At 68.4% G+C, this 21,500-nt stretch carries 23 protein-coding genes; 20 read left to right on the top strand and 3 right to left on the bottom strand.

Features of this window, described 5'->3' with window-relative positions; genetic code table 11:
* Window positions 1-10: 10 nt before the first annotated feature.
* From H5J31_RS17490 to H5J31_RS17460, 7 genes are all read left to right on the top strand, one after another.
* A complete protein-coding gene (locus tag H5J31_RS17490; RefSeq protein ID WP_181773643.1) occupies window positions 11-964 on the top strand; it encodes a carbohydrate ABC transporter permease in 954 nt (317 codons plus the stop codon).
* Window positions 964-1,818: a carbohydrate ABC transporter permease gene (locus H5J31_RS17485; protein ID WP_181773642.1), complete on the top strand. Its 855-nt coding sequence runs from the start codon at window positions 964-966 to the stop codon at window positions 1,816-1,818. Before H5J31_RS17490 ends, H5J31_RS17485 begins: the two co-directional genes overlap by 1 nt.
* Entirely contained in the window at window positions 1,815-2,825 is a 1,011-nt protein-coding gene (locus H5J31_RS17480; protein ID WP_328701521.1) for a hydroxyacid dehydrogenase, read from the top strand. Before H5J31_RS17485 ends, H5J31_RS17480 begins: the two co-directional genes overlap by 4 nt.
* A gap of 2 nt (window positions 2,826-2,827) precedes the next feature.
* Window positions 2,828-4,651, top strand: a complete 1,824-nt coding sequence (locus H5J31_RS17475; RefSeq protein ID WP_181773688.1) for a DUF2264 domain-containing protein — start codon at window positions 2,828-2,830, stop codon at window positions 4,649-4,651.
* A gap of 26 nt (window positions 4,652-4,677) precedes the next feature.
* The gene (locus H5J31_RS17470) at window positions 4,678-5,622 is read left to right on the top strand and encodes a glycoside hydrolase family 6 protein (protein WP_181773641.1); all 945 of its coding nucleotides are present in this window, start codon (window positions 4,678-4,680) and stop codon (window positions 5,620-5,622) included.
* An 81-nt stretch (window positions 5,623-5,703) separates the two neighbouring features.
* On the top strand, window positions 5,704-6,492 hold the full coding sequence (locus H5J31_RS17465) for a sugar phosphate isomerase/epimerase family protein (RefSeq protein WP_328701519.1): 789 nt from the start codon (window positions 5,704-5,706) through the stop codon (window positions 6,490-6,492).
* Window positions 6,489-7,631, top strand: coding sequence for a Gfo/Idh/MocA family protein (locus H5J31_RS17460; RefSeq protein WP_181773639.1), 1,143 nt, complete (start codon window positions 6,489-6,491; stop codon window positions 7,629-7,631). The genes H5J31_RS17465 and H5J31_RS17460 overlap by 4 nt, the downstream gene beginning before the upstream one ends.
* 91 nt (window positions 7,632-7,722) lie before the next feature.
* Here the strand turns inward: H5J31_RS17460 and H5J31_RS17455 are convergent, their stop codons facing one another.
* Window positions 7,723-8,466, bottom strand: coding sequence for a GAF and ANTAR domain-containing protein (locus H5J31_RS17455; protein WP_181773638.1), 744 nt, complete (start codon window positions 8,464-8,466; stop codon window positions 7,723-7,725).
* Between the two features lie 237 nt (window positions 8,467-8,703).
* Here H5J31_RS17455 and H5J31_RS17450 point away from each other — a divergent pair, with 237 nt between their 5' ends.
* The 6 genes from H5J31_RS17450 (at window position 8,704) to H5J31_RS17425 (ending at window position 14,041) form a co-directional block, all read left to right on the top strand.
* The gene (locus H5J31_RS17450; RefSeq protein ID WP_328701518.1) at window positions 8,704-9,951 is read left to right on the top strand and encodes a DUF418 domain-containing protein; all 1,248 of its coding nucleotides are present in this window, start codon (window positions 8,704-8,706) and stop codon (window positions 9,949-9,951) included.
* Window positions 9,952-9,959: 8 nt separating this feature from the next.
* The gene (locus H5J31_RS17445) at window positions 9,960-11,201 is read left to right on the top strand and encodes a sensor histidine kinase (RefSeq protein WP_181773637.1); all 1,242 of its coding nucleotides are present in this window, start codon (window positions 9,960-9,962) and stop codon (window positions 11,199-11,201) included.
* Window positions 11,198-11,845 (top strand): response regulator, encoded by a 648-nt coding sequence (locus H5J31_RS17440; protein WP_181773636.1) that lies wholly within the window; start codon window positions 11,198-11,200, stop codon window positions 11,843-11,845. Before H5J31_RS17445 ends, H5J31_RS17440 begins: the two co-directional genes overlap by 4 nt.
* A gap of 101 nt (window positions 11,846-11,946) precedes the next feature.
* Window positions 11,947-13,119, top strand: coding sequence for a glycosyltransferase 87 family protein (locus tag H5J31_RS17435; protein WP_181773635.1), 1,173 nt, complete (start codon window positions 11,947-11,949; stop codon window positions 13,117-13,119).
* Between the two features lie 161 nt (window positions 13,120-13,280).
* On the top strand, window positions 13,281-13,532 hold the full coding sequence (locus H5J31_RS17430) for a helix-turn-helix domain-containing protein (protein ID WP_181773634.1): 252 nt from the start codon (window positions 13,281-13,283) through the stop codon (window positions 13,530-13,532).
* A gap of 110 nt (window positions 13,533-13,642) precedes the next feature.
* On the top strand, window positions 13,643-14,041 hold the full coding sequence (locus H5J31_RS17425; RefSeq protein ID WP_181773633.1) for a hypothetical protein: 399 nt from the start codon (window positions 13,643-13,645) through the stop codon (window positions 14,039-14,041).
* An 18-nt stretch (window positions 14,042-14,059) separates the two neighbouring features.
* Here H5J31_RS17425 and H5J31_RS17420 read toward each other — a convergent pair whose 3' ends face one another.
* On the bottom strand, window positions 14,060-14,761 hold the full coding sequence (locus H5J31_RS17420; RefSeq protein WP_181773632.1) for a DUF4386 domain-containing protein: 702 nt from the start codon (window positions 14,759-14,761) through the stop codon (window positions 14,060-14,062).
* Window positions 14,762-15,094: 333 nt separating this feature from the next.
* Between H5J31_RS17420 and H5J31_RS17415 the strand changes: the two genes are divergently transcribed.
* From H5J31_RS17415 to H5J31_RS17400, 4 genes are read left to right on the top strand one after another with little or no spacing between them, the layout of a single operon-like run.
* Window positions 15,095-16,282, top strand: a complete 1,188-nt coding sequence (locus H5J31_RS17415) for an AI-2E family transporter (protein ID WP_181773631.1) — start codon at window positions 15,095-15,097, stop codon at window positions 16,280-16,282.
* The gene (locus tag H5J31_RS17410) at window positions 16,279-17,334 is read left to right on the top strand and encodes a fatty acid desaturase family protein (RefSeq protein WP_181773630.1); all 1,056 of its coding nucleotides are present in this window, start codon (window positions 16,279-16,281) and stop codon (window positions 17,332-17,334) included. Before H5J31_RS17415 ends, H5J31_RS17410 begins: the two co-directional genes overlap by 4 nt.
* 39 nt (window positions 17,335-17,373) lie before the next feature.
* Window positions 17,374-18,072 (top strand): GAF and ANTAR domain-containing protein, encoded by a 699-nt coding sequence (locus H5J31_RS17405; RefSeq protein WP_181773629.1) that lies wholly within the window; start codon window positions 17,374-17,376, stop codon window positions 18,070-18,072.
* 4 nt (window positions 18,073-18,076) lie between these two features.
* The gene (locus tag H5J31_RS17400; RefSeq protein WP_181773628.1) at window positions 18,077-18,880 is read left to right on the top strand and encodes a GAF and ANTAR domain-containing protein; all 804 of its coding nucleotides are present in this window, start codon (window positions 18,077-18,079) and stop codon (window positions 18,878-18,880) included.
* On the opposite strand, the gene H5J31_RS17395 is transcribed toward H5J31_RS17400, so the two are convergent.
* Complete coding sequence (locus tag H5J31_RS17395) at window positions 18,869-19,255, bottom strand: HPF/RaiA family ribosome-associated protein (RefSeq protein WP_181773627.1); 387 nt, start codon at window positions 19,253-19,255, stop codon at window positions 18,869-18,871. The genes H5J31_RS17400 and H5J31_RS17395 overlap by 12 nt on opposite strands.
* 260 nt (window positions 19,256-19,515) lie before the next feature.
* On the opposite strand from H5J31_RS17395, the gene H5J31_RS17390 reads away from it, so the two are divergent.
* From H5J31_RS17390 to H5J31_RS17380, 3 genes are all read left to right on the top strand, one after another.
* A complete protein-coding gene (locus tag H5J31_RS17390) occupies window positions 19,516-20,013 on the top strand; it encodes a DUF5994 family protein (protein WP_181773626.1) in 498 nt (165 codons plus the stop codon).
* A 205-nt stretch (window positions 20,014-20,218) separates the two neighbouring features.
* Window positions 20,219-20,356 (top strand): cold-shock protein, encoded by a 138-nt coding sequence (locus H5J31_RS17385; protein ID WP_181773625.1) that lies wholly within the window; start codon window positions 20,219-20,221, stop codon window positions 20,354-20,356.
* 97 nt (window positions 20,357-20,453) lie between these two features.
* A complete protein-coding gene (locus H5J31_RS17380) occupies window positions 20,454-21,488 on the top strand; it encodes an acyl-CoA desaturase (protein WP_181773624.1) in 1,035 nt (344 codons plus the stop codon).
* Window positions 21,489-21,500 lie beyond the last annotated feature (12 nt).

Below are 21,500 nucleotides of genomic sequence, written 5' to 3'. Positions count from 1 at the left end.
TGACCCACCGATGACCGCGACCCTGTCCCCGCCCGTCACTCGGCCGCCCGCGCGACCCGGTCCCCGGGTGAAATCCCGGCGCCGCGAGACCTTCGCCGCCGGTGTGCTGATGACACCGTTCTTCGCCCTGCTCGTGACGATCTTCCTGATCCCCGTCGGCACCGCTGTCTGGCTGAGCTTCTTCGGCGACGACCAGCCGGGGCTCGGCTTCGGCCCGGAAGCCACGGTGTTCGCCGGGCTGCGCAGCTACGCAGCCGTCCTGACCGACCCGACCTTCCTCAGTGGACTCGGTGTCGTCGTCCTGTACTGCGCGCTCTACATCCCTCTGCTGGTCGTCGGCTCGCTCGTCTTGGCCCTGCTGCTGGATTCCGGCGCGGCGAAGCTGCGCGCGTCGGCACAGCTCGCGTTGTTCATGCCGCACGCGATCCCCGGCATCATCGCCGCGCTGATCTGGATCTACCTCTACACCCCCGGTCTCAGCCCGGTGGTCGACCTGCTGGGCAAGGCCGACATCGAGGTGAACTTCCTCGGCGTGCACGGGGTCGTGCCGTCGATCGTGAACATCGCGCTGTGGAGCAACCTCGGCTACAACATGGTGGTCTTCTACGCCGCCCTGCAGGCGATCCCGCGCGAGGTGATCGAGGCCGCGGTGGTCGACGGCGCCGGCCCGGTCCGGACGGCGGTGCGCATCAAGGCGCCGCTCATCCGCTCGTCCGTGGTGATGGTCGTGCTGTTCTCGCTGATCTGGGCGCTGCAGTTGTTCACCGAACCGATGCTGCTGAGCCAATCCACACCGATGGTCGGCGCCAGATTCTCGCCGAGTATGTACATCTACGACGCCGCCTTCGTCCGCAACAACTACGGGCTGGCCGCGGCGGCGTCGGTGATCCTCCTGGCCTGCACGATCGCGCTGTCCTACGGCGTGACGCGCTGGTCCAACCGCGACCGGGGAGAGAACGCCTGATGACCGCTCCCGCTCTGAAACCTCGTCTGCTCGGCCGATCGGTCGTCAACGTCGTCGTCGCCGTCTCGGTGCTCTACACCGTGTTGCCGATGCTGTGGCTGGTCCTCGCCGCGTCGAAGGACCGCGACTCGCTCTTCGGCAGCGACCTCTTCTCCGCCAAGGGGTTCTCGTTCCTCCAGAACGTGGGCGAGCTGTTCGCGATGGACAACGGCATCTACGGCCGCTGGTACGCCAACAGCCTGCTCTACGCCGTCGTCGGTGCGGCGATCAGTTCGCTGGTGAGCGTCGCCTGCGGATATGCCTTCGACAAATACGAGTTCCGCCACAAGGAAAAGCTGTTCGGGCTGGTGCTGGCCGCGGTGATGGTGCCGCAGACGGTGCTCGCGCTGCCGCTGTACCTGATGGCGTCGGAAGCCGGTCTGGTCAACACGTTCTGGGCGGTGTTCATCCCGGTGCTGTTCAACCCGTTCGGCGTATATCTGGGCCGGATCTTCAGCCAGGGTTACGTTCCCGGCGAGGTGCTGGAGGCCGCGCGCATCGACGGCGCGGGCGAACTGACGATGTACCGTAAGGTCGTCCTGCGCATGCTGGCACCGGGGGTCGTCACGGTGTTCCTCTTCCAGCTCACCGCGATCTGGAACAACTTCTTCCTGCCGATGGTGATGCTTTCGGACCAGAAGCTGTACCCGGTCAGCCTCGGGCTCTATTCCTGGAACAGTTCCGCGTCGGTCTCGCCCGAATACTATCCGGTGGTGATCATGGGATCGCTGCTCGCGATCCTCCCGCTGGTACTCGCCTTCGCGCTGCTGCAACGCTTCTGGCGGTCTGGGTTGACAGCGGGGGCGGTCAAGTGACCGGGCTCCCTCGGGCCGCGCTGGCGATGAGCAAGGAGGCGGCGTCCGCCGTGCTCACTCCCGAACCGCTGGCCGGACTGGGCCGGGTCTGCGACCTCGTCGCGGATCCCGTGCTCGACGACTTCACGACGCCCGAAGCCCTCGACGTCCTCGGCGAGGTGGAGGTCCTGGTCACCGGCTGGGGTTGTCCGCCGCTCGACGCCGCCGCGCTGGCGGCCGCACCGCGTCTGCGAGCGGTCGTCCACACCGCCGGTTCCGTGCACGGGCACGTCACCGGCGCCTGCTGGGACCGGGGGATCAAGGTCGCGTCCGCGGCGTCGGCCAACGCGCTCCCAGTGGCCGAGTACGCGGTGTCGATGATCCTGCTGACCGGGAAGCGCGTTTTCGAAAAGGCACGTGAGTACCGGGTGACCCGGGACCGGACGGACTGGCTCTCGACCCCTTCGGACGTCGGCAACTTCGGCCGTACCGTGGGGATCCTGTCGGCGTCGCTGATCGGGCGCCGGGTGATCGAACTGCTGCGGCCGTTCGACGTCCGGGTCCTGCTGCACGATCCCTATGTGTCCGATGTGGACGCTTTGGCTCTGGGGGTGGAGCCGGTCGGGCTCGGCGAACTGTTCGCCCGCGGTGACGTCGTCAGCGTGCACACCCCGCTCCTGCCCGAAACCCGGGGCCTGGTCAGCCGGGAACTGCTCACCTCGATGCGCCCGGACGCCGTCCTGATCAACACCGCACGCGGCGCCGTCGTCGATCAGGACGCGCTCGCCGACGTCACCGTGGGCGGCGGGATCAGGGCCGTCCTCGACGTCACCGACCCCGAGGTGCTGCCCTGCGACCATCCTTTGTGGACCAGGGAGAACGTCTTGATCACCCCGCATCTGGCCGGATCACAAGGGAACGAATGGCGGCGGCTGGCCGATCTCGCCGTCGCCGAGGTGGCCCGCTGGGCGGCGGGCGAGGAGTTCGCCCATCCGGTCCGGCGGGACAGGCTCGGGAGGTCAGCGTGAAGATGCCCGTCGAAGACAGGGAACTGAGCTCTCATACGGGCTACACCCGGCGGCACTGGGAGGCGGCCGCCGACGGACTGCTCGACGCCGCGTGGCGCTGGGCGAGCCCGGGTGGCGCGTTCCTCGACCTGCCGGGCAGGCCTTCGGCCAGCGGCGTCCGCTCGGACGGGCTGGAGGGTTACGCACGCACCTTCCTCGCGGCCGCGTTCCGGGTGGCCGGCGCCGAGGGTGACGACCCGCACGGGTGGCTCGGCCGGTATGCCGACGGGATCACCGCGGGTACGAGGCATCCCGGTCGCGAGGACGCCGAATCGTGGCCGCTCGTCCTGGACCACGACGTCCAGGGGCAGCCGATGGTCGAATCCGCGTCCGTGGCGCTGAGCCTGCGTCTGACCAGGGAATGGCTGTGGGACCGTCTTGATCCGTCCACTCAGGACAGAGTGGAGCATTGGCTGCGGGGCGCTTTGCGGCATGTGCCCGCGCCGAACAACTGGTACCTCTTCCCGTACACCGTGGCGGGTTTCCTGGAGGCGGCCGGCCGCGGTGACGCGGAAACCAGGCGCGTCCGGGAGCGGGCGCTGGAACTGCTGGAGACCTGGTACCGCGGCGGCGGCTGGTACGCCGACGGCGACGGTCGCGCGTTCGACCAGTACAACGGCTGGGCGCTGCATCTGTATCCGGTGCTCGACGCGTATCTGGCGAGGGAGACTTCGGTTCACGGACAGCGGCTGCGCGAGCACCTGGAGAGCTTCAGCCTGCTGTTCGGTGGCGACGGGGCTCCTGTCTACTTCGGACGGTCGCTCACCTACCGGTTCGCCGCGGCGTCGTCGATCGGACTCGGGGCGCTCACCGGGCACACGCCGCTCGTGCCCGGTGTGTCCCGGCGGCTGATGAGCGGGACGCTGCGGTACTTCCTCGACCGAGGATCGGTCGAAGACGGTCTGTTGAGTCTTGGCTGGCACGGCCCGCACGACGCGTCGTTGCAGCATTACTCGGGGCCGGGCTCGCCGTACTGGGCGTCGAAGGCCTTCGTCTGCCTGCTGACGCCACCCAGTGATCCTTTGTGGACCGACGTCGAGGAAGCCGCGCCGAGCGAGGGGCCGGACACGGTGCTGGCCGTGCCGTCCGCCGGACTGCTGGTGCAGACGACCGGGGCCGACGGGATCGTCCGGTTGCACAACCACGGCAGCGACCATGTCCGCCCGCACGAGGCGGACGCGGCCGAGGGCGAAGACCCGTTGTACGCCAGGCACGCCTATTCGACGCGGACCGGCCCGACGGCGTCTGGGAACGTGCGGGACAACCATTTCGCCGTCGTCGTCCAGGGTGCCCGGAGCGTCCGGCGTCGCATCCGTCCTCTCGGCGCCGGAACCGGGGACGGCTGGGGCTGGGCGGCGTCCGAGCACCACCCGGTGTTCGCCGACGGGCCGCCGATGGTGCCCGGCCTGCGGGTCGAGAGTGTGACCGTCGCCCGGGGCCGGTACGAACTACGGGTCCATCGCGTGGTCGGCGCGCCGCCGGGGGCCCGCGTGGAGCTGACCGGCTGGGCGACCGATCCCGAGGAGAAGTCGATCCTGAGGGCTTTGCACGGCTGGACCGGGCAGGACGAACTCCGCGCGCCGCAGGGCACCGCGTTCACCCGGTGGGCGGTGGTGCCGAGGCTGACGGGCGAGACTCCCGGGATCCACGCCGCCCTCACGTCACTTTCCCTTGAGCCACTGGAAGACGTCGAGGTCACCGTCGAGGCGGATGTCCTCGTGGTCCGGTGGGCCGATGGCGCCGTCAGCCGGGTGGGATTCGAACCACTCGAAGTAAGTCACACCTGATCCGTCCCCACGGAAAGGAGTCCACGATGAAGTGGACCGTCCGCCTCCTGGCGGTGCTCGTGATGCTCCTGGCCGGCCCGGCGACGCCCGCGAGCGCCGCCAGTCCGATCGATCTGACCAGCGGTTTCTACGTCAATCCGAACTCTCTGCCCGCGACCTGGGCCAGGGACAACCCCGGTGACGCGCGGGCCGCGCGGATCCAGGCGTCGATCGGCGCGCGGCCGATCGGACGCTGGTTCGGCAACGACTCGAACATCGGCGGCACGGTCGCGAACTACGCGGGAGCGGCCGACGGCCAGGACAGACTGCCGGTCCTGGTCGCCTACAACCTGCCCGGCCGGGACGCCTGCGGCGGGCATTCCGGTGGCGGCGCGGGCAGCGTGAGCGCATATCGGACCTGGATCTCGGGCTTCGCGGCCGGGATCGGGACCAAACCGGCGATCGTCGTCATCGAACCGGATTCGCTCGGTGACTTCGAGTGCATGACCGAAGCGGCGATCCAGGACCGGCTCGGCATGCTGACCTACGCCACCCAGATGCTCCGGCAGAAGGCGCCGAACACCTACGCCTATCTCGACGGCGGCAACGCCGGCTGGGTCGCGGCGCCGACCATGGCGAGCAGGCTGGACTCGGCGGGGGTGCGCAACGTCCGCGGTTTCTCGGTCAACGTTTCGAACTACTACACCACGTCCCAGTCGGCGAGCTACGCCGACGCGGTGAACGCGTCTTTGGGCTACACGGCCGAGTTCGTCATCGACACCAGCCGTAACGCGAATGGCCACAATGGACAGTGGTGCAATCCGCCCGGCCGGAAGCTCGGGGTTCCCGCGCAGGTCGGGGGCGGTGGCGCGGAGCTGCTGCTCTGGGTCAAGACGCCCGGTGTCTCCGACGGCGCATGCGGGATCGCGCCGTCCGTGCCCGCCGGTCAGTTCAGTCCCGACCTGGCCGTCCGGCTGATCGAGGGGAACTGAGACGCCCCTCACTTGCCGGCCGGTCACTTGACAGCGTGAGAAAGCGCTTTCAGGATGAGACACGACCAAGGAGGAGGCTGGGTGAAGCGACGGTTCGCCGTGAGCACGCTGGGCATGCCCGGTGTTCCCGTCGCCGTGGCCGCCGAGGTGGCCGCGGCCCACGGTTGCCACGGGCTGGAGCTCCGCGCGCATCCGGACGAGTTCGTCCACACGGGACTGTCCGGGCGGAAGACGGCGCAGGTACGGGCGTTGATCGAGGGGGTCGGCCTGAAGGTTGCCTGCGTCGCCGGCTACGCGAAGGTGTGCGCGCCGGGTCCGGACGAACCGGTGATCGCCGGGATCCGTGAGCTGATCGACCTCGCGCACGGACTCGGCGCGCCGTCGATCCGGGTCTTCCCCGGCGGCGAAGGCCGGGCGGACGACCGGATCGCCGCGGTGCTGGACGACCTGACGGCCGCCGGGGTCCGCCTGCTCGTCGAGACGCACGACTCCCATCCGACCGGCGAGGCCGCGGTGAGCCTCGTCGAGCCCTTCGGCGACCCCGGCCGCGTCGCCGTGCTGTGGGACGCGCTGCACCCGTGGCGTTCCGGCGAAACACCGGCCGAAACCCGGGCCGCGCTCGGCGAGTACCTCGGATATTTCCAGGTCAAGGACGCCGTCTCGGCCGAGGACACCACGCCCGTCCCGCCCGGAGAGGGGGCGGTGCCGCTCGATGAGTGCGCCGCGGCGCTGCGAGGCTGGGACGGCTGGATCTCCCTTGAGTGGGAGAAGGCGTGGTACCCGGACATCGCCCCGGTCGCCGTGCCCTTGCGCGCGGCCGCCACCTGGTTCACGAGTAGTGAGAAAGCGCTTTCAAAGGAGAACGGATGACCACGCGGAAACTCGGCGTCGTGATGAACGGCGTCACCGGGCGGATGGGCTACCGGCAGCACCTGGTGCGCTCGGTCCTGGCGATCAGGGAGGCGGGCGGGGTCGAGCTGGCCGACGGGTCGCGGGTCCAGCTGGAGCCGGTCCTGGTCGGGCGCAACGCGGACAAGCTCGAAGAGATCGCCACCCGGCACGGGCTGACCCGCTGGACCACCGACCTCGACGCCGCGCTCGGCGACGACGACCTCCCGCTCTACTTCGACGCGCAGCTCACCGCCGTGCGGGAGAAGTCGATCGTCCGGGCCATCGACGCGGGCAAGCACATCTACACCGAGAAGCCGGTGGCGGAATCGGTCGAAGGCGCGCTCGCCCTGGCGCGGCACGCGGAGGCCGCCGGGGTGAAGAACGGCGTCGTCCACGACAAGCTGTACCTCCCCGGCCTGCTCAAACTGAAGCGGCTGATCGACAGCGGCTTCTTCGGCCAGATCCTCTCCGTGCGCGGCGAGTTCGGGTACTGGGTCTTCGAGGGTGACTGGCAGAGCGCGCAGCGCCCGAGCTGGAACTACCGCGCCGAAGACGGCGGAGGCATCGTCGTCGACATGTTCTGCCACTGGAACTACGTGCTGGAGAACCTCTTCGGCTCCGTCGAGGCCGTGACCGCGAAGGCCGTCACACACATCCCGGAGCGCGTCGACGAGAAGGGCGACCGCTACGCCGCCACGGCCGACGACGCGGCGTACGCCATCTTCGAGCTCGAAGGCGGCGTCATCGCCCAGCTCAACTCGTCGTGGTGCGTGCGGGTGCACCGCGACGAACTCGTGGAGTTCCAGGTCGACGGCACTCGCGGCAGCGCCGTCGCCGGCCTGCACAAATGCGTCATCCAGCCGAGGGAGGCCACCCCGAAGCCGGTGTGGAACCCCGACCTGGCCGAGACCCGGTCGTACCGTTCGCAGTGGCAGGAAGTTCCGGACAACGAGGACTTCGGCAACGGCTTCCGCGCGCAGTGGGAGCAGTTCATCCGCCACGTCGTCGAGGACGCGCCGCATCCCTACGACTTCATGGCGGGCGTGCGCGGCATCCGGCTCGCGGAGGCGGGCCTCGAGTCGTCGCGGGAGAACCGCCGGATCTCGCTGGGCGGGTAACGCCCGGTTGGTCGTGAGTGGCGATTCGGGTTAGAACCCGAATCGCCACTCACGACCAACTCGACCCACTCGGTACCGGCGCCCTGGACGCCTAGCGGCCGAACACCGCCGCCGGGTCCTCGGCGATCAGCACGGCGATCTCGCGGATCTTGCGGTTCGTGTGCTGGGACGCCTCGGTGAGCCAGCGGAAGGCCTCGTCGGCGTTCAGTTCCAAACGTGCCATCACGATGCCCTTCGCGGTGGCGATGGCGTCCCTGGTCTCCAGCGCGGCGACCAGGGTCTCCGCCTGTTTCTCGGCGGCGGCCCAGCGGGACGCGGTCAGGATGATCGCCGAGATCGCCGAGGTGAACATCGCGACCAGGGCCGCCTCGACCGGGTCGAAGGCGTTCTCTTCGAAGCTCCAGACGTTGAGCGCGCCGGCCAGCGGCTCGGTCTCGCGGCGCCGGTAGCCGTGGCCGTCGTCGGGGAGGAACAGGGGGCAGGCCAGCGCGGTCTTGACGCCGAGTTGCTCGGCGGCGGCCGCGAAATCCGGCCAGCGTTCGGCGGCGGTCTCCAGTCGCGTGCGGACGATCTCCCCGCTGGAGGCCGCCTTCAGGCACGGGCCCTCGTCGGCGGAGTACTGCGCCTTGTCGAGGGGGAGCAGGGACTCGTCGGTGGCGGCGACGGTGCTCGGCTCGTCGCCGGAGTACAACGTGACGGTGGCCGCGTCCGCACCGGGCAGCAGGCCGACCACCTTTTTCGCCACTCGCACCAGCAGGTCGTCGCGGGACTCGTCGAGCCGCATCGACTCCGTGATCTCCCGCAACGCCGCGGTGGTGTCGCGAAACTGATCCATCACGTCCCTTTCCCTCGGCGGCGCCGTCCGCCGTCCATCAGAACGTACTCGCTCCGATCGCGGCGGCGTTCGCCAAGACGGCGTCAATGAGACGGGGCTCCGTGGGTCCGCCAGGTGGATGAGACCTACCCCCATCCGTCTCATCCTCGGCTACACCCAAAGTAGGACGACGCCGAGCGAACAGCTGATTACCTTCGAACGTGACCGCTTGATCACGCCTGGTTATCAGGAGGCTTTGTGGGCACCGACCGTCTCCAGTCACTCGATGTGCTGCGTGGGGTCGCGATCCTCGGCACACTCGGTACCAACATCTGGATCTTCACCGATCCACAGGGCGGGGCGGGCTTCATGGCGCTGCCGTCCACGGATTCGGTCGACGGTTGGGTCGAAGTACTGCTCCGATCCCTCAGCAACGGGAAGTTCCTGGCCCTGCTGTCGATCCTCTTCGGAGTCGGGCTCGAACTGCAGTACCGGTCCGCCCGGAAACGCGGCGCGCGCTGGCCGGGGTGGTACCTCTGGCGATCGGCGTTGCTCCTGTTCGAAGGCACCGTGCACTACGTGCTGATCTTCGAGTTCGACGTACTCATGTACTACGCGATCGTGTCCGTGGTGGTCGCCTATCTGATCGGCCGGAAACGACGGGTGATCCACGGCTGGATGATCTGGCAGGGGCTTTCGCTGGTGGCGGGGGTCATCGGGCTCTCCATGCTCCTGGCCGCCGGGCCGGGGATGGGCGGCGGCGGGCAGCGGGCCGCGACCTGGCTCGGCCAGGTGAACGAGCGGCTCGTGCTGGCGGGTGTGTACCGCGCCGAGGCCGTCCTGGTGATCCCGCTGAGTATCACGCTCTTCCTGCTGGGAAGCCGGTTGCTGAGGGCCGGCGCGCTCGAGAACTCCCCGCGCGGCCGGATCGTCCAGCGCCGGATGATCTGGATCGGGTTCGGCATCGGCCTGCCGATCGACCTGTTCGCGGCGTGGAGCGGACCGCAGTGGTTCCTCGTCGCCCGCTACCTCGCCGCCCCGATCGTGGCCGTCGGACTGCTCGGGCTGATCACCTCGCTGGTGCACCGGATGCGGGAGGAACCGGGTCCGGTGCGCCGGGGCCTGACCGCGGTCGGCCGGATGGCGATGTCCAGCTACATCCTGCAGAACCTCGTCGCGAGCGTGCTCTGCTACAGCTGGGGGTTCGGCCTCGCCGTCACGCTGCAGGACTCGCGACCATGGTGGGTCATCGGTGCCTTCGCCGGTATCTCGGCGGTGTTCGTGGTGTTCGCGGTCCTGTGGATGCGGCGGTTCTCCCGGGGACCGGTGGAACTCGTCTGGCAGTGGGCCTACCAGGCCCCGCAACGCCGTAAGCGGTCCGCCGCGCCGGTGCCCGAACCACGGACACCGGTCGAGATCGAACCCGCGAACAGGGGTGACGAAGCGGCTGAAGCGCCGAAGGCAGATGATCGACCTCGGAGAAGGTCGTCTTCCAGGGGGCGGTAAGGGGTCGGATGGTCGAGGCGCGGCGTCTGCGGGCGTGGTGGGACGTCCTGCTCCATGTGGCGTTCACCGGGACGGACACCCCATCGATACGCTCGGTGGGGCTGCGCAGGCTGCGTACCGTCGCCATCGTCGGGGGCGGGCTCTGGGCGGGTTTCCTCACCTTCGCGATCGGCTCGGCACCGCCTGCCGCGAAGACGTTCAACGTGCTCATCAGCGTGATTCCCTGCCTGCTCGCGATCCGTTCACCACTGTGGGGCTGGCGCGCGCTGCTCGTGGGCATCGTGCTGACGCCGCCGACGCTGCCGCGGATGGTCCAGTTCTGGAGCTGGCCGTGGTCGCCGGGCCTCGCGCTCGCCGCCGCCGTCGTGTTCTACCTCGTCGGGGCGAGCAACGACCAGCGGGAACTGGCCTGCGCGGCGCTGATCTCGTTCGCCGCCATGGCACCCTTCCTGCGCGATTGGCGCGACACGGCGCTGCTCGTCGTACTGGGCGGGATGCTGTTCTTCCTCGGTAACACGGTCCGCCAGCGCCGTCTCGCCGAAGAGGCGCGCGCCGCGGACCAGGACCGCCGGATCGCCGAGGAAAGACGGGCGGCGGTCCTGGAGGAGCGCGCCGTCATCGCGCGGGAACTGCACGACGTGGTCGCGCACCACATGTCCGTCCTCGCGCTGCGCGCGGATTCGGCCCGGTTCCGCTTCGCCGGTCCCGGCAAGGCCGATCTCGACGAAGGGGTGCTGCGGGAGTTCGCCGATCTCGCCGGGACCGCCCGCGAGGGCATGACCGAACTACGCAGGCTGCTCGGAGTCCTCCGGTCCGGGGACGGCGACGCCCTGGTCGCGCCGCAACCGGGGCTGGCCATGGTGAGTGAACTCGTCGACCGGGTCCGGGCCGCGGGGACCCCGTGCGAGCTCGACGTCCGCGGTGATCTCGACGTCGTCCCCGCCGGGGTCGCGCTGTCGGTCTGCCGGATCGCGCAGGAGGCACTGAGCAACGCGATCCGGCACGCTCCCGGCGCGCCGGTGTCCGTCGAACTCGTGGCCCATCCGCGTTCGGTCCGGCTGGTGATCGAGAACGGCCCCGGCGAGCGGCCGACGCGGACCGGGCAGACCGGCGCCGGTCACGGACTGCTGGGGATGCGGGAACGGGCCGCTATGCTCGCGGCGGATCTCGACGCGCGGGTGAAACCGGACGGCGGTTTCCGGGTGGCGCTGACCGTGCCACTCGACGATGGGGGGCGGTCCGAACCGTGATCTCGGTGGTCATCGCCGACGACCAGACCATGGTCCGGCAGAGCTTCCGCGCCGTGCTCGACGCGCAGGACGACATCCACGTGGTGGGGGAGGCGCCCGACGGGGCCGCCGCCATCGCCCTGTGCGCCGAACTCGAACCGGACGTCGTCCTGATGGACGTGCGCATGCCGGAACTGGACGGGCTCGAGGCGACCCAACGCATCGTGGCGCGATGGCACGAGATCCGCGTGCTGATGCTCACCACCTTCGACATCGACGAGTACGTGTTCGGCGGGCTGCGGGCGGGGGCCAGCGGTTTCCTCCTGAAGGACGCCCCGCTGGACGACCTGGTCACCGCCGTCAGGGTGGTCGCCGCGGGCAACGCGCTCTTCGCTCCGGCGGTCACGAAGCGGCTGATCGGCGAGTTCACCCGGACACACGCGGGACCCGCGCGGCTGGCGGACCTGACCGCCCGCGAAACCGACGTGCTCCGGCTCATCGCGCGCGGGTTGTCCAACGCCGAGATCGCCGAAGCGCTGGTGATCGCCGAGCAGACGGCGAAATCCCACGTCAGCCGGGTCTTCACCAAACTCGGCGTCCGCGATCGCGCGCAAGCCGTCGTGGTCGCCTACGAGGCCGGGCTCATCGTGCCCGGTACCGACTAGTACCGGGGTACGGGTTCGCCGTCCGGTGCTACCGGGGTAGTGGCGCCAAGACGGTTCCGCCGGGCGATGTGCCCAGGCCGGACAACGGAGATCGTTCACCCATGGACCGGATCAACGCCTTGCGCGCCCACGCGACGCCGATCGTCATCGGTGCCGCGGTCGTCGTGCTCACCGCGATCGCGCTCGTCTGGTGGCTCACCGATACTCCGCTGGGGATCGATTCCGCCGTCTACCGCGCCGGTGGGTCCGCGGTGATCCATGGGGAACCGCTGTACGCGCACCTGACCGCGTTACCCGGCTGGGTGCCGGACCTGCCGTTCACCTATCCGCCGTTCGCCGCGCTGCTCTTCGTCACGCTGACCGCGCTGCCGACACAGGTGAGCTGGTGCTTGCTGGCGATCGCCGCGGCGCCTTCGCTCTACGTCGCGCTTCGGCCGTTCACCGAGCGCGCGTATGTCCCGTTCCTGCTGCTCGGCGCGTTCGCCCTGCAACCGGTGTGGCAGACGATCGGACTCGGGCAGGTGAACCTCGTTCTGATGGCCGTGGTGATCGCGGACGTGCTTCTCCTGCGTGGTTCGCGCTTCAGCGGAATCGGGATCGGCATCGCGTCGGCGGTCAAACTGATCCCGCTGATCTTCATCGTCCACCTCCTGCTCGTCCGGCGGACCGCCGACGCGGTCCGCGCGCTGGCGGCGTTCCTCGGTAGCACGGCGCTGGCGTTCGCCGTGCTACCGAAGGATTCCCTGCGCTATTGGACGTCCGCGATCTTCAACGACCACTTCGCGGAGATGAAAGGCTGGGTGGGAAACCAGTCGTGGCAAGGGTTCATCGCACGGACCCTGCCCGAGGGCCGGACGGCGACGGTGCTGATCGGCTGCTTCGGCGTACTCTGCGCGGCGGTCATGATGTGGCTTGTGCGGCGGCTGCACCGAGCGGGCGACGATCGCGCGGCCCTGCTGGTGACGGCCGGCTGCGCGCTGCTCGTCAGTCCGATTTCGTGGACACACCACTGGGTGTGGGTCGTGCCGGCCCTCGGTTACCTGTGCACGAGGGCGAAGCGCGCGGTGGTGCCGATCGTCGCCGTCCTGTTCACCGGATGGACCGTCGCCGTGGTCCCCGGCGGTGGCGGCACCGAACGCACCTGGAACCTCGGACAAGCCCTCGTCGGCAACGCGTACCTGATTTCGGGATCCGTCCTGATCTGCGCGCTCGCTCGCGGTCTGTCCGATTCGGACAGTGAGAAACCCGTTACCACGCCGGTTTCCGGGGGATAATTTCCGTCCGATCCCGGTTCGGAAACCGTTCGGGACAACGAAGAACTTTCACGAACTGCCCTAAAGGCGGTATCCCGGAGGCGGGAACTTGGTAGACAGGGGGTGGGACGCAGGCCCCGGCTGTATCGCCCGGGCCGCCGCGGAGACGAGGGGCAGCGGACATGCGTGCACAACTGGGAGAATGCATCGCGGCGCTCAGCGATCGGGAAACCGAGGTACTGGCGCTGATCACGGGGGACAAAACGGACCGGGAAATCGCCCGCGAGCTCGGCATCGGCGAACGGACGGTCCGGGCACACGTCAGCCGTATCCTGCTCAAACTGGGGGTCGCGTCGCGGGTCGGCGCGGCGGTCGCCGCCACCAAGGTGGGACTCGCCCAGGACGTCATCGGGCGGGATCGCCACGGCGGTTGACGGCTGGCGGAATCGCCATGGCGGCGAAGCCAGTTTCACAAACTTCCTTGTCTGACAACAATTCCTCCTACGGTCGGCAAGTCGGCCGTCCTGACTGGGAGGTTCGCACCATGGCTGTTACTCGCACGATTCGCAGCGCGGTCATCGGTTCCACGGTGGCGGCGGCGAGCGCCGTCCTCGTCGCCATGGCACCGGGCGCGTCGGCCGCGCCCGCGGCGTCGGATGGTCCCATCACCACACTCGGCACCTGCGGGCAGACCTTTTCCCCGAGCACGTCCGGGGCGAAGGCGTACTGGGAGGTGCAGTGCTCCGGTGGGCGGGTCCGGATCAGCGGCTGGGTGGAGGACACCGCGGCGGACGGGCAGTGCGCGAAGGTGAAGGCGATCTGGCCGAACGGCAACACCTACTTCAGCCCGGCGGCCTGCCCGAAGGGGAACCGGAAGGGATTCACCTCGCAGTACAACAGCGGCAACAGCGTGAACGCCTACCTCTACGAGTACGACGTGTGATCGGACCGGGCTGACGGATCAGCGGAACGCGGTCTCCGGTGCGCCGGGGACCGCGTTCGTCGTCGAGGTCAGGGGTGAGGGCTTGAAACCTTTGACGATCAGCCAGACACCGAGGGAGAACTCCCACAGGGCGATCGGGAGCGCGCCGAGCGCCGACCAGGCGGAGCCCATGTCCTTGAGGCCGACCGCGGTCGCGACCGTGGACGCGACGAGCAGGGGAGCCCCGACGAATCCCAGCACGGGGAGCACCCGCGGCACCAAACGCGACTTGTACAGGAGATAGCCCAGCAACACGGCGTTCAAAGCGGGTACGAGGCTTTGCCCGAGCAGGAACGCCTGGTCGTAGAGGGCGACCAGCGCCTGCCCGGCGACCACCCCGTCCGACCCGGCGCCGGCGCGTCGCAAGGTCACGACCGACAGGAGAGCGGAAACGCCCACGCCGATGGCCGCGGCTTCGAGGACCCGGGCGCCGACGAACCCCAGCGCGACCCCCTCGTGCTGCAGTTTCACCACCGGGTACAGCGCGACGGCCGTGCCGATGCAGGCGACGGCCACGATCGATTCCAGCAACCCGCCGACGAAGACGGCGGTGTCCGGACCGGGGCCCGTGACGTAGTTCCGGTCCCGAACCGGTCCGTAGAGCGCGAGAATCGGGATCGAGACGAAGGTGAGCAGGTAGAACGTGCCCGCGACGACCGCGGTCTTCCTGAGCGAGTCCATGGGAACCTCTCGGTGGGGCAGCCGTGGTGTGGCGCCGTCCGGGGGCCCGGGACGTGGGCACACGAGATGTGCCCGGTCGTCCGAGACTACGCCCTGGGCACCCCCTGACCCGGCGCTTTCACTCCTTCGCGACTGTGGTGCACGTCGCCACCGGACAGCCGGGCCGTGAATACAGGACTATCCTCGAAAACAGCACTTCGTTGCCCTTCACGCGTGACTCGGATTCGTTCGTCACGCTGAAGGACCGCCCCGGACCTCGGCGGCGCACGTTCAGTGTGTCGCGACGACGACACGAACGAGCCGGCGAGCCATCCGCGGCGAGAGGCTCAAACCATGGCCGGACCCCGGCATGCGCCGAACGGTCACGACGACGTCCGGCGAGTGGTTCCGCGCCTGGTGCGGGTGACCGCGGCTTGGAGCTGGCGACTGCTCGTCATCGGCGCGATCCTCTACGTGCTCGGCGTGGTCGCCGCCTATCTCGCCGCGGTGGTCGTGCCGGTGTCGATCGCGTTGCTGCTCGCCGCGATGCTGGCTCCCGCGGTGGGTTTCCTCGTCCGTCATCGCGTTCCCCACGGTCTCGCCGTCGCGATGGTGCTGGTCGGCGGGCTGGCGGTGCTCGGCGGCCTGCTGACCTTCGTGGTGCTCACCTTCATCAACGGGCTCCCGGCGTTGCGGGCCCAGCTCACGACGAGCGTCGACGCCGTGGCGAACTGGCTCACCACCGGACCGCTCCACCTCAGTGCCGCGCAACTGCGCGATTCGGCCGACGAGCTGGTGACCACGCTGACCAATTCCCGGACCGGACTGACCTCCGGTGCGCTGAGCACGGCGGCGACCGTCGGCGAGGTGCTGGCCCAGGTGCTGCTCGTGTTGTTCGTCCTGATCTTCCTGCTCGCGGACGGACCAGGGATCTGGGCGTTCCTGCTGCGTGCGGTGCCTGCCGCGACACGGACCCGGGCCGACGTCGCCGGAAGGCGGAGCCTGGCCGCGCTCGTCAGCTATGTACGCGCGACGATCGCGGTGGCCACGGTGGACGCGGTCGGCATCGGAATCGGTATGGCCGTTCTGGGTGTCCCGCTGGCCATCCCCCTGTCCGCGCTGGTGTTCCTCGGCGCGTTCGTGCCGATCATCGGCTCGGTGGTGGTGGGTACGGTCGCGGTCCTGATCGCGCTGGTCGCCAACGGGCTCGTCCCGGCACTGATCCTGCTCGGCGTCGTCCTCGTCGTCCAGCAACTGGAAAGCCATCTGCTGCAACCATTCCTGCTCGGCCGGGCGGTGAAGCTCCACCCGCTCGCGGTGGTGCTCGCCATCGCGACCGGCCTGGTCGTCGGCGGTATCGCCGGGGCACTGCTGGCGGTGCCGCTCCTGGCGGTGCTCAACTCCGGCATCCGGTCCTTGCGCAGCGAGGCCGACGAACACGTCGACCCGGCCGACGTCCACGCGAGCAGACCCGCGGAGTCCGGTCCGCCCGAACCCGGCCTCGACCGGGAAACCGAACTACCACAAGGAGATCGTCCATGACCACGACCGCACAGGAACTCGACCGGAGCCGGATGGACCAGATCGGCAAGGAACTGGATTCGCTACGCCAGAGAATCGTGGCCGATCTCGGCGCGGGCGACGCCGATTACATCCGCCAGGTCGTCGCGGTGCAACGGCTCAGCGAGATTTCGGGCCGGGTGCTGCTGTTCGCGGGCTGGTTCCCGCCGGCGTGGTTCGCCGGTGTGGGCGCACTGGCGTTGTCGAAGATCCTGGACAACATGGAGATCGGGCACAACGTCCTGCACGGTCAGTACGACTGGATGAAGGACCCGACGCTGAATTCGCGGACCTTCGAATGGGACATGGTCTGCCCGAGTGAGCAGTGGCGCCGTTCGCACAATTTCATGCATCACACCTACACCAACATCCTCGACAAGGACCGAGACGTCGGCTACGGCATCCTCCGGATCACCGAGGACCAGAAATGGCATCCGTACTATCTCGGGAACCCGCTCTACGCCGCGGCGCAGGCGCTGTTCTTCGAATACGGGATCATGCTCCACGATCTCGAGGCGGACCGGATCGTGCAGGGACAGCGGTCGTGGAAGGACGTCCGGCCGCTGCTCGGCCCGATGCTGCGCAAGGTCCGACGTCAAGCGGGCAAGGACTACGTGGCCTATCCGCTGCTGACCGGTCCGCTGCTGCCGCTGACCCTGGCGGCGAACGTCAGCGCGAACCTGATCCGCAATCTCTGGGCCTTCTCGATCATCTTCTGCGGCCACTTTCCCGACGGAGCCGAGGTGTTCACCGAAGAGGAGAGCGAAAACGAGAGCAAGGGACAGTGGTACGTGCGCCAGATGGTCGGCTCCGCGAACATCACCGGTAGCCCGCTGTTCCATCTGCTGTCCGGAAATCTCAGCCACCAGATCGAGCACCACCTGTTCCCGGACATCCCGTCCCGCCGCTACCCGCAGATCGCCGCCGAGGTGCGGGAGATCTGCGAGAAGCACGATCTGCCCTACAACACCGGTTCCCTGTCGAAGCAGCTCGGCTCGGTCATCCGCAAGATCGTCCGGCTGGCTTTTCCTTGAGCCCGTCTCGCCGACCAGGAAAGGCAACGAGGCACCGCCATGGTGGACAACGGAATCGACCGGCTCCTCGACCTTCTCGGTGATTCCGACGGAGGTCTCGCCCTGGTCCGGCGCATCTGCGAGCTGTGCGTCACCGAACTGGTCGTCTCCGGGGCGGGGATGAGCGTGATGGCGGGCCCCTTGTCCGACGGCACCCAGGTTCTGTTGCACGCCACCGGGGAGGTGGGAGTGCGGCTGGAGGATCTCCAGCTGACCGTCGGCGAAGGACCGAGTGTGGACGCGTTCGTTTCGGGCGGGGCGGTGCTGGTGCCGGATCTCGACGTCGAGCATCACCGGTGGCCCGCCTACGCCCCGGGTGCCGCCGGATTCGGTGTGGCGGCGGTGTTCTCGTTCCCGTTACAGGTCGGGGCCGCGCGACTGGGCGTGCTGGATCTCTACCGCACCACGCCGGGTCCGCTGGACACGGCACGGCTCTCCGGAGCGTTCGCCTTGGCGGAGGCGGGCACGGTGGTGTTGCTGGACGATGCCGATGCGGCGCAGGGCGCGAAACTGCTGGGGCAAGGCGAACTGCACAGCGCGGTGCATCAGGCCACCGGCATCGTGACCGTGCAACTCGAAGTGAGCATTCAAGAGGCTCTCATCCGCATCCGCGCCTACGCCTACGCCCATCACCTGCCCCTCAACGAGGTGGGCAGGAGGATCGTCGGACACGAACTGATTTTCGAGAGGGAAGAGTGAGGTCATGACTGGAAAACCGCAGGAACCCCTGCCCCCGATCACGCTCGACGGTCTGCCGGACGCGGCGGGGCGGGAACGCCTGCTCTCGCGCACCTTCGTCGAGCTCGCGGACACCCTCGTGGACGAATTCGACGTCGCGGATTTCCTGCGCACCCTGGTCGAACAGTGCGTGCGGCTGATGGACGCCGCCGCCGCCGGGGTCGTACTGGCCGATTCCCAAGGCCATCTCCGGATGGCCGCGGCCTCATCCGAACGGGCGGGGCTGCTGGAAACCTTGGCGGTGCGGACCGAGGACGGACCGTGCATCGACTGCCTTCGCGGCGGCGCCCCGGTGCGCAGCACCGATCTGCGCCAGGACACCGCGAGGTGGCCCCGGTTCGCGGAGGCGGCGGTCGCCGCCGGATTCCTCTCCGCGGAGGCGGTCCCGATGCGGTTGCGCCGGATGGTCATCGGCAGTCTCAACCTGCTCCACACCGAGCCGGTCCAGGAAGACCCTGAGCGCACCGCGCTCAGTCAGGCGCTCGCCGACGTCGCCACCATCGGGCTTCTGCAGCAGCGCGCCATCACCCGCAGCGAGGTCCTCGCCGAACAACTGCAGTCCGCGCTGAACAGCCGGGTGATCATCGAACAGGCGAAGGGTGTCCTCTCGGCGCGCAGCCACGATCCGGACATGGAGAACGCCTTCTCCGCCTTGCGCGGGTATGCCCGCGGCCACAACCTGCGTCTGGCGGACCTTTCCCGTGACGTCGCCGCCGGCACCGCGGACATCAACGCGATCCTCGCCTACGCCTCGCGGTCACACACCTGAAGCGGGCGGGGTCGGGACCTGCCGCAACGCGCGGTTGTGCCGCGGTTCGGTGCGGGTCTTCGCGTGGTCCACCTGGCGGATCATGTCGGTACGCACCTCGTTGAGCGCGACCGGCAGATCCGAGGCCGAAGAGCCGGCCACCAGGTGTACGCCGGGAAGGCGATGGATCCGGCATTCGAGGGTGAGCTGCTGCCCCGTGCCGTTCCGGTCCTTCACGCTGATTTCGAGATCGACCTGGCCCTCGTTGAAGGAACGCAGCCGGGAACCGAGCGCGGCCAGTCGTTCGGCGACCCAGTCGTGTTCGGCGGCGGAGAACCCCGCGCCGAGACGGAGCCGTTCGACGATCAGGCTCAGATCTCGCCGATCGGCGGTCATGTCGGCTTCTTCCCGTTGGGCGTGAATAGACAGTCCTCAGTGGACAGTGTCTCGTCGTCTCGCGCGGGCGACGGGATACGGCCCACTGTACGCCGTGTGCGCGTGCCGAATCGCCGCATCGGTGAATTATCGGCGCGTGGAAACATGACTATCTCTGTACCATGAAAATACCGAGAGTATTTCGCACGTCGGAGAACGACCGATGTCACCTTCGGGTTTTCATCGACGCCGGCCTTCCCGGCCGGAGACCGGAGCCGAACATGCTCACCGACTCCCTCACCCCTGACGCCACGGACAGGCTGAGGCTCAAGCCCCGTAACTCGGAAAGCGGGTTCGTCGACGGTGCCTGGTGGCCCCGGTCCCGCGACCTGGCGACCGAGGTACCCGAACTCGCCACGGCGCTCAACGACTGGATCGGCCCGGTGTGGCGCGTGGCGTTCTCCCCGGCCGGCTGGGGAGTCACGGTCCGCGAACTGATCTCCCAGGGCCGGTTGGTCAAACTGGAGGGAATCGACTCGCAGAACGTTCACATCGTGCACGTGACCGGCGGGAACATGCACCGCGTCACTCTCCTGGTCGTACCGCCGGAGGCGGATCCGGTGGCCGCCGAGCGGGTGCTGGTGGCGGCCGCCGGGCAGAACAACGTGACCGGCCCGGAGGCGCTTCTCGACGAGTTCGGCGCGCGGCCCGTCCCGGAAAACGCGCTTTCCCGATGGGAATCCGAAGGCGGACAGGGCGTCGGCGCCGCCGGCCGGTGAAAAATCGGCGGCCGGGAACATTCGCGTCGGCTCCGCCGTTATACCTGATGGCCGAACGTCTTGAGTGTTCGTGTTTTCAGTGCACGCTCGCGCGGAAGTAGTTGCGGGCGCCTCTCTTCTTTCTTGCAGGGCAAGCCGGAGAAGTAGTCGTCTGAACCCGGCAACCGCCGCTCCGGCGAAGAAAGACCTGTAAGGAAATATTTTCATGACTCAAGGCGCAGTCAAATGGTTCAACGCCGAAAAGGGTTTCGGCTTCCGTAGCATCGAGGAGAACCAGCACGTCGAGTTCGAGCTGTCCCAAGGACAGAAGGGCCCGCAGGCGAGCAACGTCCGCGCCGTCTGATCCCCACCTCGTTTCCGCCCGTCCTCGGCGGGTATCCCTCCTGTGATCGCCCAAGCCCCAGGCGTCTGCATCCAAGCCCACGGAAAGAGCGATCCCCATGACCCAAGTACTCGAACAACCCCGGAAACAGGAGCATCGAGCATCCCAGCCGATGTTGTCCGGGGAGCAGTCCCGCACTGAGAATCTGCTGGTCAAGCTTTTCGCGGTGGTGCCGCTGTTAGCGTTGGCGGCCGCTGTCCCGTTCGCGTGGGGTTGGGGCCTGGGGTGGGTGGACGTCGCCATCGGCGTCGGGTTCTATTTCCTGACCGGCCTCGGTGTGACGGTGGGTTTCCATCGTTACTTCACCCACGGCTCCTTCAAGGCCAACCGCGCCCTGCGGATCGCGTTGGCGGTCACCGGGAGTATGGCGATGCAGGGCCCGGTGATCGGCTGGGTGGCTGACCACCGCCGCCACCACGCGTTCTCCGACCGTGATGGCGATCCGCATTCCCCGTGGCGGTTCGGTACCAGTCCGGCCGCGTTGGCCCGTGGTTTCTGGCACGCCCACATGGGCTGGCTCTTCGACCGTGAGAAGACGAACGCGCAGCGGTTCGCTCCGGACTTGCTCGCCGACCGTGATCTTGTCCGTATCGATCGGCTGTTTCCGCTGCTCACGGTGGTGACGTTGGTGGCGCCCGCGGTGCTCGGCGGTGTGATCACGTTGTCGTGGTGGGGTGCGGTGACCGCGTTTTTCTGGGCGAGTCTGGTTCGTGTCGCGCTTCTGCATCATGTGACGTGGTCGGTGAACTCGTTGTGTCACATGATCGGTGATCGTCCGTTCGCCGCTCGCGACAAGTCCGCGAATTTCTGGCCGTTGGCGATCGCGTCGATGGGGGAGTCCTGGCACAACTCTCATCACGCTGACCCGACTGGTGCCCGGCATGGTGTGGGTCGTGGTCAGCTGGATATGTCGGCGCGGTTGATCTGGTTGTTCGAGAAGGCGGGCTGGGCCACCGACGTCCGTTGGCCGAAGGCCGACCGCCTCGGCCGCAAACTCAACCCCGGCTACACGATGTCGCCGCGCGGGCTCGGCAAGCTGGAACGTGGGCTCCTCAGCGAAACACCGGCCAAGCGCTCGGGTCAGGACAGGTAGCGCGGGTACCGC

It is taken from the genome of Amycolatopsis pittospori (assembly GCF_013870525.1).
GTDB lineage: Bacteria > Actinomycetota > Actinomycetes > Mycobacteriales > Pseudonocardiaceae > Amycolatopsis > Amycolatopsis pittospori.
Note: the sequence above shows the minus strand (reverse complement) of the source record. Positions and strands in the feature narration are given on the sequence as shown.

What these genes read in the sequence shown, in the direction of transcription:
- H5J31_RS17490 (WP_181773643.1), top strand. Translation starts at nt 11, where the DNA reads ATGACCGCGACCCTGTCCCCGCCCGTCACTCGGCCGCCCGCGCGACCC.
- H5J31_RS17485 (WP_181773642.1), top strand. Translation starts at nt 964, where the DNA reads ATGACCGCTCCCGCTCTGAAACCTCGTCTGCTCGGCCGATCGGTCGTC.
- H5J31_RS17475 (WP_181773688.1), top strand. Translation starts at nt 2,828, where the DNA reads ATGCCCGTCGAAGACAGGGAACTGAGCTCTCATACGGGCTACACCCGG.
- H5J31_RS17470 (WP_181773641.1), top strand. Translation starts at nt 4,678, where the DNA reads ATGAAGTGGACCGTCCGCCTCCTGGCGGTGCTCGTGATGCTCCTGGCC.
- H5J31_RS17460 (WP_181773639.1), top strand. Translation starts at nt 6,489, where the DNA reads ATGACCACGCGGAAACTCGGCGTCGTGATGAACGGCGTCACCGGGCGG.
- H5J31_RS17455 (WP_181773638.1), bottom strand. Translation starts at nt 8,466, where the DNA reads ATGGATCAGTTTCGCGACACCACCGCGGCGTTGCGGGAGATCACGGAG.
- H5J31_RS17445 (WP_181773637.1), top strand. Translation starts at nt 9,960, where the DNA reads ATGGTCGAGGCGCGGCGTCTGCGGGCGTGGTGGGACGTCCTGCTCCAT.
- H5J31_RS17435 (WP_181773635.1), top strand. Translation starts at nt 11,947, where the DNA reads ATGGACCGGATCAACGCCTTGCGCGCCCACGCGACGCCGATCGTCATC.
- H5J31_RS17430 (WP_181773634.1), top strand. Translation starts at nt 13,281, where the DNA reads ATGCGTGCACAACTGGGAGAATGCATCGCGGCGCTCAGCGATCGGGAA.
- H5J31_RS17425 (WP_181773633.1), top strand. Translation starts at nt 13,643, where the DNA reads ATGGCTGTTACTCGCACGATTCGCAGCGCGGTCATCGGTTCCACGGTG.
- H5J31_RS17420 (WP_181773632.1), bottom strand. Translation starts at nt 14,761, where the DNA reads ATGGACTCGCTCAGGAAGACCGCGGTCGTCGCGGGCACGTTCTACCTG.
- H5J31_RS17415 (WP_181773631.1), top strand. Translation starts at nt 15,095, where the DNA reads ATGGCCGGACCCCGGCATGCGCCGAACGGTCACGACGACGTCCGGCGA.
- H5J31_RS17410 (WP_181773630.1), top strand. Translation starts at nt 16,279, where the DNA reads ATGACCACGACCGCACAGGAACTCGACCGGAGCCGGATGGACCAGATC.
- H5J31_RS17405 (WP_181773629.1), top strand. Translation starts at nt 17,374, where the DNA reads ATGGTGGACAACGGAATCGACCGGCTCCTCGACCTTCTCGGTGATTCC.
- H5J31_RS17400 (WP_181773628.1), top strand. Translation starts at nt 18,077, where the DNA reads ATGACTGGAAAACCGCAGGAACCCCTGCCCCCGATCACGCTCGACGGT.
- H5J31_RS17395 (WP_181773627.1), bottom strand. Translation starts at nt 19,255, where the DNA reads ATGACCGCCGATCGGCGAGATCTGAGCCTGATCGTCGAACGGCTCCGT.
- H5J31_RS17390 (WP_181773626.1), top strand. Translation starts at nt 19,516, where the DNA reads ATGCTCACCGACTCCCTCACCCCTGACGCCACGGACAGGCTGAGGCTC.
- H5J31_RS17385 (WP_181773625.1), top strand. Translation starts at nt 20,219, where the DNA reads ATGACTCAAGGCGCAGTCAAATGGTTCAACGCCGAAAAGGGTTTCGGC.
- H5J31_RS17380 (WP_181773624.1), top strand. Translation starts at nt 20,454, where the DNA reads ATGACCCAAGTACTCGAACAACCCCGGAAACAGGAGCATCGAGCATCC.